Annotated in this window: 13 protein-coding genes; 6 read left to right on the top strand and 7 right to left on the bottom strand. The window is 64.2% G+C overall.

From position 1 onward, the window contains the following. Nucleotides 1–42 precede the first annotated feature (42 nt). Nucleotides 43–717: a Crp/Fnr family transcriptional regulator gene (locus AC0L3A_RS17105; protein WP_007599026.1), complete on the top strand. Its 675-nt coding sequence runs from the start codon at nt 43–45 to the stop codon at nt 715–717. A gap of 5 nt (nt 718–722) precedes the next feature. On the opposite strand, the gene AC0L3A_RS17100 is transcribed toward AC0L3A_RS17105, so the two are convergent. The 6 genes from AC0L3A_RS17100 to AC0L3A_RS17075 all read right to left on the bottom strand — a co-directional run bounded on the left by AC0L3A_RS17100 (nt 723) and on the right by AC0L3A_RS17075 (nt 7910). Continuing rightward, a complete protein-coding gene (locus tag AC0L3A_RS17100; RefSeq protein WP_198288261.1) occupies nt 723–1067 on the bottom strand; it encodes a type II toxin-antitoxin system RelE/ParE family toxin in 345 nt (114 codons plus the stop codon). Further along, nucleotides 1004–1312, bottom strand: a complete 309-nt coding sequence (locus AC0L3A_RS17095; protein ID WP_245285962.1) for a hypothetical protein — start codon at nt 1310–1312, stop codon at nt 1004–1006. Before AC0L3A_RS17095 ends, AC0L3A_RS17100 begins: the two co-directional genes overlap by 64 nt. Before the next feature lie 35 nt (nt 1313–1347). Further along, entirely contained in the window at nt 1348–4497 is a 3150-nt protein-coding gene (locus AC0L3A_RS17090; RefSeq protein ID WP_007599034.1) for an efflux RND transporter permease subunit, read from the bottom strand. Then, nucleotides 4497–5426: an efflux RND transporter periplasmic adaptor subunit gene (locus tag AC0L3A_RS17085; protein WP_007599035.1), complete on the bottom strand. Its 930-nt coding sequence runs from the start codon at nt 5424–5426 to the stop codon at nt 4497–4499. Before AC0L3A_RS17085 ends, AC0L3A_RS17090 begins: the two co-directional genes overlap by 1 nt. Before the next feature lie 158 nt (nt 5427–5584). Next, nucleotides 5585–6256 carry an OmpA family protein gene (locus AC0L3A_RS17080; RefSeq protein ID WP_007599036.1) on the bottom strand — a complete coding sequence of 224 codons (672 nt, stop codon included), beginning with the start codon at nt 6254–6256 and terminating at the stop codon, nt 5585–5587. A 145-nt stretch (nt 6257–6401) separates the two neighbouring features. After that, nucleotides 6402–7910, bottom strand: coding sequence for a caspase family protein (locus AC0L3A_RS17075; RefSeq protein WP_007599037.1), 1509 nt, complete (start codon nt 7908–7910; stop codon nt 6402–6404). A 373-nt stretch (nt 7911–8283) separates the two neighbouring features. On the opposite strand from AC0L3A_RS17075, the gene AC0L3A_RS17070 reads away from it, so the two are divergent. Then, complete coding sequence (locus AC0L3A_RS17070; protein ID WP_473254818.1) at nt 8284–9090, top strand: N-acyl homoserine lactonase family protein; 807 nt, start codon at nt 8284–8286, stop codon at nt 9088–9090. Here AC0L3A_RS17070 and AC0L3A_RS17065 read toward each other — a convergent pair whose 3' ends face one another. After that, nucleotides 9091–9633, bottom strand: coding sequence for a MarR family winged helix-turn-helix transcriptional regulator (locus tag AC0L3A_RS17065; RefSeq protein ID WP_007599039.1), 543 nt, complete (start codon nt 9631–9633; stop codon nt 9091–9093). It abuts the gene before it with no gap. Between the two features lie 110 nt (nt 9634–9743). On the opposite strand from AC0L3A_RS17065, the gene AC0L3A_RS17060 reads away from it, so the two are divergent. The 4 genes from AC0L3A_RS17060 to hmgA are packed head-to-tail and all read left to right on the top strand — an operon-like array spanning nt 9744 to nt 13948. Then, nucleotides 9744–11372: an FAD-dependent oxidoreductase gene (locus tag AC0L3A_RS17060; RefSeq protein WP_007599040.1), complete on the top strand. Its 1629-nt coding sequence runs from the start codon at nt 9744–9746 to the stop codon at nt 11370–11372. Between the two features lie 8 nt (nt 11373–11380). After that, on the top strand, nt 11381–11617 hold the full coding sequence (locus AC0L3A_RS17055) for a DUF2783 domain-containing protein (protein WP_007599042.1): 237 nt from the start codon (nt 11381–11383) through the stop codon (nt 11615–11617). Between the two features lie 25 nt (nt 11618–11642). Beyond that, nucleotides 11643–12605 (top strand): MBL fold metallo-hydrolase, encoded by a 963-nt coding sequence (locus tag AC0L3A_RS17050; protein WP_007599044.1) that lies wholly within the window; start codon nt 11643–11645, stop codon nt 12603–12605. After that, nucleotides 12602–13948 carry a homogentisate 1,2-dioxygenase gene (gene hmgA, locus AC0L3A_RS17045; RefSeq protein ID WP_007599045.1) on the top strand — a complete coding sequence of 449 codons (1347 nt, stop codon included), beginning with the start codon at nt 12602–12604 and terminating at the stop codon, nt 13946–13948. Before AC0L3A_RS17050 ends, hmgA begins: the two co-directional genes overlap by 4 nt. Nucleotides 13949–14056: the final 108 nt, after the last annotated feature.

The raw sequence follows: 14056 nt of genomic DNA, 5'->3' as shown, positions 1-14056 counted from the left end.
GGTTCCAAGCGATTTGCCAACGAAATTCACAAGGACATTGAAATGAGCAAGCAGGCCGAATTTGCGGTCATCCTCAAGATGAATGCGATGTTCGCCGATCTCGGCGCAGACGAGCTCCAGCGGCTGGCGAATCTCTGCCACACCCAGCATCTGGGGAACGGCGAGGTGCTGTTCCAGAAGGGCGACGCGGGCGATGCGCTGTTCGGCGTGCGCCGAGGCCAGGTCCGTATCGAGACCGGCGCCTCCGACGGCAGCCGCCTGACGCTGAACTTCATGGGGCCGGGCGACCTGTTCGGAGAGGTTGCGGTGCTGGACGGCCAGAGCCGCACTGCGGACGCCACCGCGGGCGAAGCCAGCGAGTTGTTCGTGCTGCGGCGCGAAGACTTTCTGGCTTTCCTCGAACGCGAGCCGAAAGTCGGGATCAAGATCATCGCGCTGCTGTGCCAGCGCATCCGCTGGCAGAGCGAGCGCATGGAAGAGTCCATGCTCCAGCCGCTGCCGGTTCGCCTCGCGCGGCGCCTCTGCGCGCTCGCCGCCGATTTCGGCTCGGAGGTGCACATCTCGCAGGAGCAACTCGGCGTCTTCGTCGGCGCCGCCCGCGAGAGCGTCAACCGCCAGCTTCAGGCCTGGCGCAAGGAAGCGATCCTCGATCTCCAGCGCGGCCGCATCCTGCTGCGGAACATGACCAAGCTGACGGCGATCGCGCGGAACGAGTAGGGGCGTCAGGTCCGTGCCTCACGGCCATGCCAGATTCTCGTAATGAGAATATCGCCTGTCTCGGGAGCGATGACATATCGCACGATGTAACCTGACGAGCCGAAGCGGATGATGATTTGGCGGATGACGGCATCCTCAGTCGGTTTGCCCAGCGCCGGCAATTCCGGCAGCCGATCGATTGCCTTCCAGATCGAGGCCAAGGCGCGTTTCGCGGCGCCAAGATTAACAGTATCGAGGAGTGTTCGCAGCCGCTCGATGTCTTCGACCGCGGCTGGCGAAAGGTGGATCATTTCACCTTGCGCGGCTGGGGACGGGGCAGCTCGTCTGCCGAGTCCCAGCTTGCCACCCACGCTTTAACGTCGTCGAGTGGGACAGCCAGGCCGGTGCGCTTGAAGTCGTCGTAACGACTGCGGTCCTCTGCGAGATCTGGACTGGAAACGTCGATCACTGAATCGAGCAATGCGACGGCCTCTGCGAGAACCGTTGCGATGTCCTTTCCCCGCTCGGACGCGATCTCCCGGAGACGGGCATCAGTGTCGGCGTCGATCTCAAGCGTTCGGCTTATGAGGTTCATTCCCGAAAGATAGCACTTCACTTACCGATGTCGAGCCCGAGATCTGAAGGCAATAGCTACTCCGCCGCAGGATGCACGATGTTTTTCGGCCGCTGCATCGCTTCCGCCGGCGCAGCTCCGTGGTGACTTGCGCCCTCCGCATCTTCGCTGTGCACGACCAGCCGCTTGCCGAAGCGCCAGATCAGGGCGCCGAGATCGTCCATCACCATGAACATCGCGGGCACGAACACCAGTGACAGGATGGTCGAGAAGATCAGGCCGCCGATCACCGCGAGCGCCATCGGCGAGCGGAATTCGCCGCCCGCGCCGACCGCGAGCGCGCTTGGCATCATGCCCGCGGCCATTGCGATCGTGGTCATCACGATCGGGCGTGCGCGTTTCATGCCTGCGTCGATCATGGCTTCTTCGCGCGGTGTGCCGGCGTGAATGGACTCGATGGCGAATTCCACCAGCATGATCGCATTCTTGGTGACGATGCCCATCAGCATTAGGATGCCGATCCACACCGGTGTCGTGAGCTGCTTGCCGGTGATCAGCAGGGCCGCGATCGCGCCGCCGATCGAGAGCGGCAGCGAGAACAGAATGGTGATCGGCTGCAGGAAGGTGCCGAACAGCAGCACCAGCACGGCGTAGACCATCATCAGGCCCGCCGTGATCGCGGTGGCAAAGCCTTCGGATAGTTCGTTCAGGCTTTCGGCGTCGCCGGAGGGGGAGACCTTCACGCCCTTCGGCCGGCTCTTCATGACCGGCAGGTCGTAGATCTTCTTGGTGGCGTCGCCGAGCGCGGCGGAGCCGACGAGATCGGCCGCGACGGTCGCCTGTCGCTCGCGATCGTAACGGTTGATGCTGGTCGGACCCTGGTCGAGCTTGACGTCGGCGATGACGGAGAGCGGCACGCCGCCCTTCTCGCCGTGTTCGCCGAGTGGCACGCGCAACTGTTCGAGCGTCTTCAGATTGCCGCGCGCGGCATCCTCGAGCTGCACGCGGATCGGCACCAGACGGTCGCCGACGTCGAACTTGGCGAGCGCGGGGCCGACGTCGCCGATGGTGGCGACGCGGATGGTCTGCGACAGGCTTTCGGTCGAGACGCCGAGCCGTGCGGCGAGATCGGCGCGCGGTTCGACGCGCAGCTCGGGCCGCTCCAGCGTGGTTTCCGAGATCACGTTGGAGATGGTGGGAATCCGCTTCATCTGCGTCGCGAGTTCGCTGGCGACGTTGTTGACGATGTTGGCGTCCGCGCCGGTCACGACCAGCGAGATGGCGCGCAGGCCGTTCTCGTCGAGGAACCAGAAGCGGATGTCCGGAATGTTCTCCAGTTCCTGGCTGATCGAGAATTCGAGCTCGCGCTGCGTGATATCGCGGCTGTCCTTGGGCGTGTAGTTGATGATCAAGGCGGCGCGCCGGACTTCCTGGGTCCCTGGTGGAACGCGGCCGCCATCGACGAAGATGCTCTTCACCTCGGGCCGCTTGCGCAGGCGCGCCACGATGTCTTCGGTGACCTTTTCGGTGTAGGCGAGCTGCGTGCCCGGCGGCAGCTCGAGGGCAACCAGCGAGCGCGAGCTGTCCTGCGCCGGCAGGAAACCCTGCGGCAGCAGCGTGATGCTCCAGATCGAGGCGGCGAAGACGCCGAAGCCGGCCAGCACCGTGATGAAATAGTGCTTCACCGACCAGCCCACGATCCTGTGATAGGACCGCAGCACGCGGCCGGGCGGCGGCTCTTGGTGATTGCCATGTTTGAGGAAGTAGGCGGCGAGCACCGGCGTGACAAAGCGCGCCGCGAGCAGCGAGAAGAACACCTGTACCGAGACGGTGATGCCGAACTGCTTGAAGAACTGTCCGGCGATGCCCGACATGAAGCTCGCGGGTGCGAAGATCGCAATGATCGTCAGCGAGATCGCGATCACCGCGAGGCCGATCTCGTCGGCGGCTTCCAGGGCGGCACGATAGGGCGACTTGCCCATGTTCATGTGCCTGACGATGTTCTCGATCTCGACAATGGCGTCGTCGACCAGAATACCCGTCGACAGCGTGATGGCGAGAAAGCTGACGAGGTTGAGCGAGAAGCCGAGCAGGTCCATCGCCCAGAATGCCGGGAAGATCGACAACGGCAGCGAGATCGCGGCGATGATGGTGGCGCGCAGGTCGCGCAGGAACAACAGCACGATGACGACGGCGAGGATGGCGCCCTCGAACAGGGTCGAGATCGCCGCGTGGTAATTGCCGTTGGTATATTCGACCGAGGTGTCGATCACCTTCAGGTCGACGTCGGGATAGGTGGCCTTGAGCGTGTCGATGCGCTTCTGCACGGCCTCGGCGACCTTCACGTCGCTGGCACCCTTGGAGCGTTTGATGCCGAGCGCGACGATGGGCTCGCCGTTGAAGCGGGCGAAGGTACGGCGGTCGGCGATGGTGTCGGTGACGGTGCCGAGATCGTCGAGCCGGACCTCGCCGCCGCCGAACAGCGGAATCATGGTGCCGGCGAGGTCGCTCAGCGTCTTGGCGCCGGCGAGGGTGCGGATCGCCTGGTCGTTCTTGCCGATCTCGGCGCGACCGCCGGCGACGTCGACATTGGTACCGCGCAGGCTCTGGCTGACATTGACGGCCGTCAACCCCATCGACTGCAGGCGGTCGGGATCGAGCGAGACCAGGATCTCGCGCTCGACACCGCCGATGCGCTCGACCTGGGCGACGCCGCGCACGCCCTGCAGCGCGCGCTTGACCACGTCGTCGACGAAATAGGAGAGCTGCTCCGGCGTCTTGCCGGGCGAGATCGCGGCGTAGGTGACGATCGGCAGGCCGATGACGTCGACGCGCTGGATCAGCGGCTCGGTGACGTTCTGCGGCAGGTTGGAGCGCACGCGCGTCACCGCGTCCTTGACGTCGTTGAGCGCGCGGTCGGTGTTGGTTTCCAGCGCGAACTGGATCGTCGTCACCGACAGGCCGTCGGTGATCTGCGAGGTGATGTGCCTGACGCCTTCGACACCGGAGACGGCGTCTTCAACCGTCTTGGTGACCTGGGATTCGAGCTCGGCGGGTGCCGCGCCGAACTGCGATACCGCGACCGAGATCACGGGAATGTCGGCCGAGGGTAGCCGCGTCACCGCGAGCTTGGTGAAGGACACCCAGCCGAGGATCAGGAGGATGATGGAAAAAACCACCGACGGCAGCGGATTGCGAATCGACCATGCCGAGATATTGAGAGCCATCAGCGTACCCGCGTGCGATCGAGTTCATCGGCGAACATGGTCTTGATCTGGTCGCCGTCATGCAGCGAAGAGCCGGCGTCGGCGACGACGATCTCGCCGACGTTGAGGCCTTCCAGGATTTCCGTCGCGCTGTCCGATGACAGCCCGACCCGTACCTTGCGCGTCTCGACAATGTTGCTCTTGACGACCTGCACGGTGAGATGGTCGATCGCGGTCTTGGGAACCGCGACGCCGCAGCTTCGCTTGGCGTCGATCGAGGCGCGGGCGAACACGCCGACTTTCAGCGAGGGATTGTTGGTGACGCTGATGCGCACGCGGCCGAGCTGGGTGGCGCGATCGATTTCGGGCGCGACCAGCCTGACCCGCCCGATCAAATCGGGCGCGTCGTCGCGGCTGATGCGCACGGTCGCGCCGGAGCTGAGCTTGGCCATGTGCACCGCCGGGACCTGCGCGTCCAGCTCGATCTCGTTGTTGACGGCGATACGGAACATCGGGCCGGCCTGTGGCGAGGCCGGTGCGCCGACGATGGTGCGGACCTCGGTGACGAGGCCCGGCGCAGGGGCTTTCAGCGAGACCGGTCCTTGCGGGCCGGGCCGCTGCGGCTGGCCCGGGATCTGGGGCGGTGCGGTCAGGCGCGCCAGCTCCTGATTGTCGGTGACGAGGGTGCCCTCGGTGACGAAGAGGTCGGTGACCCTGGATCCCTCCTGGTCGGCGACGACCACGGCTTCGCGGCGCGGCACGAAGAAGCCGGTCACCCGGACCAGGTCGGAGAAGCAGGCATTGGTCGACTTGGTCACGATGACCAGCGCCTCGCTCGGCGTTTCCTTGGGCTCGGCGCGGTGCCGATGCTCGAACAGATAATAGCCGACGCCGAGCACGACGACGAAGACCACCGTTCCGGCCGGCTTGAGATATTCGGAGAGGTTCATTGCCGGATCGTCCTGGCCTGGCTCGCGGCCGTCCGCGCGCGGCCCATGGTGAGCGTTTCCCTGAAATAAAGCAGCGTCCCGCAAGCCTGCGGGACGCGTGCTGGAAGCGAGACTTTACACCACATCACGACTTGTCACTTCAAAGGATTACGTCGTGCTCACTTCGATGCGGTGGTCTTGTTTTCCATGTTGACGACCTGCACGCGACGGTTGACCTCCGCCATCGGCTGGGCCGGGTCCTTCAGCTTGCTCTTGCCATAGCCGACCGTGACGAGGTCGGTCGCGGAGATGCTGTATTTGTCGACCAAATAGCGCTTGATCGAATCCGCGCGGCGCTCCGACAGATCCTGATTATAGCTCTCGCCGCCGGCGGCGTCAGTATGTCCGGCGACCACGAAGGTCGAGCCCTTCAGGTCGGGGCTGGTCAGCGCGCGGCCGAGCGCCTGGACCGAGGCAAGCGATTTGGCGCTGATATTGGCCGAGTTGTAGTCGAACGTGATTTCGAGATCGATGTTCGGCTTGTCCTTGGCCGCCGACGCGATTTCTTCACGCTCGGTCGATGAAAGCGACCTTGTCGAGCGGCCGCGCACGGACTGGATCAGCTTGGTCTCCGTCGCACTCGGTGCGGGATCGGCCTGCGGAGCGATCGAGAGGCCGCGGGTCAGCGGCTTCTTCGGCGGCGGCGCCAGCGCGCGGACGATCTCGTCCTCGGTGACGTTCTTGCTGTTGCCGTCGTCGCCCGCGAATGCCGGCGGGATCGTCAGCGACAGCGCGGCGCCAACGGTGATGATGGACAGGATTGCGGTAAGTCCCTTTGCAGCCAATCTCATAGCCAGTCCCTCCTGCGCAGCCAGCTCGCGTCGTTCCAAAATCCCCGCAATAAGCCCCCGAAGGGACGGCCTGCGGCATCCGTTCGATTAGTCTTCGCGGGGCCGCCGCGGGTTCGAGGCACACCGGCCTCGATTCAAAAAAATATCAACGCACTCCGTAGCTTGCGAATTCCTGAACAATGTTCGGGTCCATCGCCTTGGCATTGGCGATGTCGAGTGCACCTTCCTGGGCCGAGCCGTTGCGCTGCTTGGCGATCCCGCGTCCGAACAGCGAGGAGGTCAGGCGCGGATTGATCCTCAGGGCTGCCTCGAAATCGGCGATGGCGTTCTTGACCGCCCCCGATTTCAGATTGACCAGCCCCCGGCTGTCCAGCGCGTCGACGAAGTTCGGTCGCAGCCGCAGGGCCTCGTTGCAATCCTTCAGCGCGCCCTGGAGGTCGCCGACCACGGTGCGGGTCCAGCAGCGGTTGTTCAGAGCCTCTACATCCTTCGGGTTGATCCGGAGCGTCTCGTCAAAATCCTTGATGGCCAAGCTGTAGGCGCCCTTGCTGGCATAGACCTGGCCGCGCCGGTAAAGCGCGTTCACGTCGTCCGGATTGGCCGCGATCTTGGCGGTCAGCCCCTTGATGGTGGGGTCGTCGGCCAGGACGGCCGCACTCGGCCCGCTCTCCATGCTCGGAGCGGTGACGGGGTCGGCCGGAATCACGGGCGGAGGCGGCGGCGGTGCAGGAGGCAAGGCAGCCTCGACCTGCGGCTTCGGTGACGGAGCCGGTGCTGCGACTGTGTCGGCCGGTTTCGGCGGCACAGGCGATGGTGCGGGCGGAGCCGGCGGCGGGTTATTGGCGACGGCCGGCGGCGCGGGAGGCGGGGGTGGCGGGGTCATTGTCGGGCGCGACCCGCCGGCCCCTGGAATGAACGAGAAATCCTCGGCCAGTGATGAGGATATCCACGGCACCTGCTCGCCCCGCGAGGCACGGGTGACGCCCATCTTGGTGCGGTTCAGCGTCTCCTCGGCCATCAGGTCGGGGACGCGGATTTCCTTGAGGAGTTCCTGGACGAACAGGCTGTGCTCGCCGCCGGCGTCCGAGACTACTGACGCCAGCGCCGCCGAATACATCACCAGCGTGCCGTTCGGCGCGATGACGGGGGTGAGGCCGGCCGAGAAGCTGCGGAACCGGCGCTCGAACGGGTTGCGCCTGGAGGCGTCGACCAGCGCGATCTTGACGCCGGCGCCGCGGGTGTTGAGCTCGCCGAGCACGGTTTCGAGGCTGATGCCGTCGCGGCGCACATCGGATTCGGTCCAGATCTGCGCATCGATCGGCAGCAAGTAGCTCTGCCGCGCGGACTGGATGCCGAAGCCGCTGAAGAACACCAGTGCCACCGACCCCGGCTTGATCTTGCCGTAGAGCTTGTCGAAGGCGCGGCGCATGCCGTCGCCGGTCAGGTTCTCACCGATCTCGACGGAAAAGCCGTCGCGCTTGAGCTCGTCTGCGACGTCGCGCGCGTCGTTGAGCGGTTCCTTCAGGGGAGCGTCCGCGTCCGGATATTTGGCATTGCCGATGACCAGCGCAAAGCGATCGCCGGCCGCAAGTGACGGAGCGGTCGGGACGAGCGACACGAGCAAGGACAGAACGAAAAGCAGGCGAATTTTCATAATTAGCGCGATCCAGCCAAAAAGGCGCCGTTTCCAGCTTGCGCCGCGGCGACCTTAACTTACGCAATGTGCATTATCAAACCGGCGAAGGGGGGCGTCAACCGCTTGCGGATTCGGCGCTATCGCGACAATTGACCGCGACGCATGGGCATGTTGCGGGGGGAATAAACGGGCGGTCACGATTGCACGCGATGCATTCTGGTTGTCATTGCGGCTGCACGTTAGGGCAGCCGTGGCTACAACAATGTGATTGGTCTCACATTGCGGACGGGCCTGCTTCGCAACCTCCGGTGTTTGACCTTTGCGGTGGACGATGGCTTGGTGCGGTCGATCGCCCCTGAAGGTGCATCCACAAAAGAGCAAGATCAAAATCATGGGAAACGCCTACGAAATCTACGCACTGCGCTATGCGACGATGTCGCCGCGCACGCCCAATATGAACTTCCTCGCGCCCGACCCGCACGACAGCGCGGCGCAGGACCTCGACTATTTCGTCTGGCTGATCCGCGGCAACGGCCGCGACATTCTGGTCGATACCGGCTTCAATGCCGAGGAAGCGTCCGCGCGGGCGCGCAAGCTGACGCTCAATCCGGTCGACGCGCTGGAGCGCTTTGGTGTCGCGGCGTCGAGCATTCGCGATATCATCGTGACGCATCTGCATTACGACCACGCCGGCAATCTGGACCGTTTCCCGCACGCGCGCTTCCATATCCAGGAGCGCGAGATGGCCTACGCGACGGGGCGCTGCATGTGCAACGGACTGCTGCGACATCCGTTCTCGGTCGAGCACGTCACCCAGATGGTCCGCCATGTCTATGGCGAGCGCGTCAATTTCTATTCCGGCGACGGCGAGGTCGCGCCCGGCGTCACCGTGCACCGCGTCGGCGGCCATTCGGACGGCCTGCAGGTGGTGAAGGTTGAGACCGCCCGCGGACCGGTGGTGCTGGCGTCGGATGCCGCGCATTATTACGCCAATCTCCAGCGCCGAAGCCCATTCCCGATCGTCTACAATGTCGGCGACATGGCGGTTGGCTGGGAGACGATCGAGCGTCTCGCCGGCCATCCTGACCGGTTCATTCCCGGGCATGATCCGATCGTGACGGAGGTCTATCCGCGCGCCAGCGACAAGGTCGATGTTTGGGCGCTGCATTTGCCGCCGTCGCGATCGTTTGCGAAGTGATCAATACGCCTGCTTGGCGTCGGCCTCTTCGCTGGTCTGGATCAGGTCGAGGCTCTGTTCGATCTTGCCGAGCAGCGTCGATAGCTGTTTGCGCTCCTGCGCCGAGAGGCAGGCGAGAATCTCGTCTTCCCGCCGCAGCAATTGCGGAAACAGTTCCTCGTAGAGCGTGCGGCCTTTCCTTGTCAGTCGCAGGCGGAATTCGCGGCGGTCGGCTTCGTTCTCGACGCGCTCGATCAAACCCTGGTGCAGCAACATGGTCACCGCGCGGCTGATGGTGGATTTGTGCGTGCGGGTGCATTGCGCGACGTACTGCGCGCTGCAGGCATCGTTGCGGAAGCCGAGCGTCGCGATCACGCGCCAGGCCGGGATGTCGAGGCCGTGACGTTCCTGATATTCGACCGCGAGCGCGGAACTCACCTCCGCGGCGAGCCGGTTGAGGCGGAACGGCACGAACCTGAATAGGTCGAGCCGTGTTTTTGGCCGCGCTGAGGCCTCATCGGCCTCGCGTGTCTTCAGCGCGATGTCGCTGGATGTCCTCGCCAAGGGAGAGCGCTCCGAATTCCAGTTGACGGCCGGCCGGCTCCGGTCCAAAATAGTTGCACGTGAGACTATTAGCAGATCAGGCCTCTCCTGACCAGAGCCGAGGTTAGCGCATGGCGAAGGCCAATACGCATCAGGCCAAAACCCAGTTCGGCTATCGCCGCCACCCCGATCAGGATCGTCCCGGCCAGAGCGCGGCCGAGCATCCCGTGGTGGTCGTCGGCGCGGGCCCGGTCGGGCTGTCGCTTGCGATCGACCTTGCCCAGCGCGGCCAGCACGTCGTCCTTCTGGATGATGCCGACCGTATCGGAGAGGGCTCCCGTGCGATCTGCTTCTCGAAACGGTCGCTGGAATATTGGGACCGGCTCGGCGTCGGCGACCGCATGGTCGACAAGGGCGTGGTCTGGAGCGTCGGCCGCATCTTCCACGGCGAGCAGCAGCTCTACCAGTTCAATCTGCTGCCGGAGGACGGTCACAAGCGGCCGGCCTTCATCAATCTCCAGCAGTACTACGCCGAAGCCTATCTGGTCGACCGCATCGGCGATCTACCCGAGATCAACCTGCGCTGGCGCAACAAGGTGACGGCGCTGGAGCGCCGCAACGATTCCGTTGCGCTGACAATCGAGACGCCGGAGGGCGCCTATCGCCTGCACGCGCAATATGTCGTCGCCTGCGACGGCGCGCGCTCTTCGCTGCGGCAGATGGTCGGCGCCGACTTCGCGGGACAGGTGTTCGAGGACCAGTTCCTGATCGCCGACGTCAAGATGACCGCGGAATTCCCGACGGAGCGCTGGTTCTGGTTCGATCCGCCGTTTCATGCGGGACGTTCGGCGCTGTTGCACCGACAGCCTGATGATGTCTGGCGCATCGACCTTCAGCTCAATCGCTATGCCGACCCCATCGTCGAGAAGAAGCCCGAGAACGTGCGGCCGCGGATTGCGCGCATGCTCGGCCACGACAAGTTCGAGTTCGAGTGGATATCGCTCTACAAATTCCAGTGCCGACGGATGGACCGCTTCGTCCATGGCCGCGTGATCTTTGCAGGCGATTCCGCGCATCAGGTGTCGCCTTTCGGCGCGCGCGGCGCCAACTCGGGACTTGAGGACGCCGAGAATCTCTCCTGGAAGCTCGACCGCGTGCTGCGCGGCGCTTCACCCGCGAGCCTGCTCGAGAGCTATCATGTCGAGCGCAGCCTGGCTGCCGACGAGAACATTCGCGAATCCACCCGCTCGACCGACTTCATGGCACCGAACTCGCATCAGGAAGCGCGGCTGCGTAAGGCGGTGCTGTCGCTGGCCAAGGAAACGGAGTTCGGCCAGCGCATGGTCAATGGCGGGCGGCTCTCGGTGCCGTGCAGCTATGACTCGCCGCTGTCATCGCCGGATGCGGATGCGTGGCGCGGTGGTCCGCTCCCGGGTTGTTCGATGCTCGATGCTCCCGTTGCGACGCCCACGGGCGAGCAAGCCTATTTGACGGACGCGTTCCGCAAGGGTGGAACGGACTTCACCTTGCTGTCATTCAGCAATGGCGCGGCGATTGAGGCGCCGGTTGGTGTGAAGGATATCCGCATCGGCGGGAAGGACGGGCTCGCAGATCCGGCAGCGCTCACCGCAAAGCGCTATGATGCGGAACCAGGCTCAGCCTACTTACTCAGGCCGGACGGCTACGTTGCGGCGCGCTTCCGGCGTCCAACGCGCGAAGCGATTGCGACCGCGCTGTCGCGGTCTCAAGGCTTGAATTGAGGATTCGCATGCCGCTCTCGACCAGTTCCAACTTCGCGCGGCCCGACGACGCCTTTCGCGCCATCGTGGAGGCGCATCGTGGCTTCACCGACGAGCAAAGCGCCGATTTCGACGCGGCGCTGGTGCTGATCCTCGCCAATCACATCGGCGATATCGACGTGCTGCGGGAGGCGATCCTCCTCGCCAGGCGGCGCATGATCGACGGCCAGCAGCAGCAACAGCAACAACAACAGCAACAACAATAACCCCGAAGACTTGAAGGATGAATTGATGGCGAAGAACTTCGCATCCACCGGCGACCTCTCCGAAAAGAAGATTACCTTCTCGGAGATCGGCACCGATCTCTACGCCTTCACCGCGGAGGGCGATCCGAACACCGCGATCATCGTCGGCGACGACGGCTGCCTGGTGTTCGACGCGCAATCGACGCCGGCGATGGCGAACAAGGTGATCGAGCGCGTCCGTACCGTCACCGATAAGCCGATCAAATATGTCGTGCTGTCGCATTATCACGCCGTGCGCGTGCTCGGTGCCTCCGCCTACAAGGCGCAGGGCATCGTCGCCTCGCAGGAGACCTATCGCCTGATCGAGGAGCGCGGCCAGCAGGATTGGGATTCCGAGTATGGCCGCTTCCCGCGCCTGTTTCAGGACGCATCGAGCATTCCCGGCCTGACCTGGCCGACGCTGACCTTCGAAGGCGAGATGTCGATCTATCTCGGCAAGCGCGAGGTGCGCCTGATGCAGCTCGGCGCCGGCCACACCTCCGGCGACATCGTCGCCTGGGTGCCCGATGCCGAGGTGATGTTCTCCGGCGACCTGATCGAATACCATTCGGCCTGCTATTGCGGCGACGCGCATTTGCGCGAATGGCCGCTGACGCTGAACGAAATCCGCAACTTCAATCCCAAGGCGATCGCGCCGGGCCGCGGCGATGCGCTCAAAGGTGTTGCCACGGTGCGTGAAGCCATCGCGATGACGCGTGACTTCGTCACCTCGCTCTATGGCGCCGCCGAAATCTCGGTCGCCAAGGGCCGCACGCTGAAGGAATCGATGGCCGCGACGCGCGAGGTCATGGATCCGAAATTTTCGAGCTTCGCGATCTACGAGCACTGTCTGCCGTTCAACGTGTCGCGCGCCTTCGACGAGGCGTCGGGAATCGACGACCCCGTGATCTGGACCGACAAGCGCGACCAGGAGATGTGGGCCGCCCTGCAAGGAGGAGGATCATCATGAACATCAATACCTCGCCCGATCAGATCATTCGCAGCACGGCCCAGGTCACGCCGGGCTACATGTCCGGCTTTGGCAACAGTTTTGAGACCGAGGCGCTGCCGGGCGCGCTGCCGATCGGGCGCAACTCGCCGCAGCGCTGTGCCTACGGCCTCTATGCCGAGCAGCTCTCCGGCTCTCCCTTCACGGCGCCGCGCGGCAGCAACGAGCGCTCATGGCTTTATCGTATTCGCCCGTCGGTGAAACATTCGGGTCGCTTCGAGAAGGCCGACGGCGGCCTGTGGCGCTCGGCACCGTGCCATGAAAACGATCTGCCGATCGCGCAGTTGCGCTGGGATCCGGCGCCGATCCCGAAGGAGGACATGACTTTCCTTCAGGGCGTGCAGACCATGACCACCGCCGGTGACGTCAATACCCAGGCCGGCATGGCCGCCCATGTTTATCTGATCACCAAGTCGATGGTGGACCAGCACTTCTACAATGCCGACGGCGAGCTGATGTTCGTGCTGCAGCAGGGCAATCTTCGCATCGTCACCGAGTTCGGTCGGATCGATGCCGAGCCCGGCGAGATCGTGGTGATCCCGCGCGGCGTCAAGTTCCGGGTGGAGATTCCGAGCGGACCGGCGCGGGGCTATCTCTGCGAAAACTACGGCGGCGCCTTCACCCTGCCGGAGCGCGGGCCGATCGGCGCCAACTGCCTCGCCAATGCCCGCGACTTCCTGACGCCGGTCGCGCACTACGAGGACAAGGACACACCGACCGAGCTATTCGTGAAATGGGGCGGCGCACTGTTCAAGACGACGTTGCCGCACTCGCCGATCGACGTCGTCGCCTGGCACGGCAATTATGCGCCGTATAAATATGATCTGCGCAGCTTCTCGCCGGTCGGCGCGATCGGCTTCGATCATCCCGATCCCTCGATCTTCACCGTGCTGACCTCGCCGTCGGAGACCCCAGGCACGGCGAATATCGACTTCGTGATCTTCCCCGAGCGCTGGATGGTCGCCGACAACACCTTCCGCCCGCCGTGGTATCACATGAACATCATGAGCGAGTTCATGGGCCTGATCTACGGCGTCTACGACGCCAAGCCGCAAGGTTTCGTGCCGGGCGGCATGAGCCTGCACAATTGCATGCTGCCGCACGGCCCCGATCGCGACGCTTTCGAGCACGCCAGTAATGGCGAGCTGAAGCCGGTCAAGCTAACTGGCACCATGGCCTTCATGTTCGAGACCCGCTACGCGCAGCGCGTCACCGCGCACGCCGCGAATTCCGCGACGTTGCAGGACGACTACGCGGATTGCTGGAAGGGCCTGGAAAAGCGGTTCGATCCGAGCAAGCCGTAGCGATCTTCCCCTCTCCCCTTGTGGGAGAGGGTGGCTCGCCGCTCAGCAGCGAGACGGGCGAGGGGTCTGTGTGCCCGCACAACCCTCTCTCAATAGGACACGCAGATA

Source organism: Bradyrhizobium sp. MI1.3 (assembly GCF_055811695.1).
This window is presented reverse-complemented; position numbering and strand designations above follow the sequence as displayed.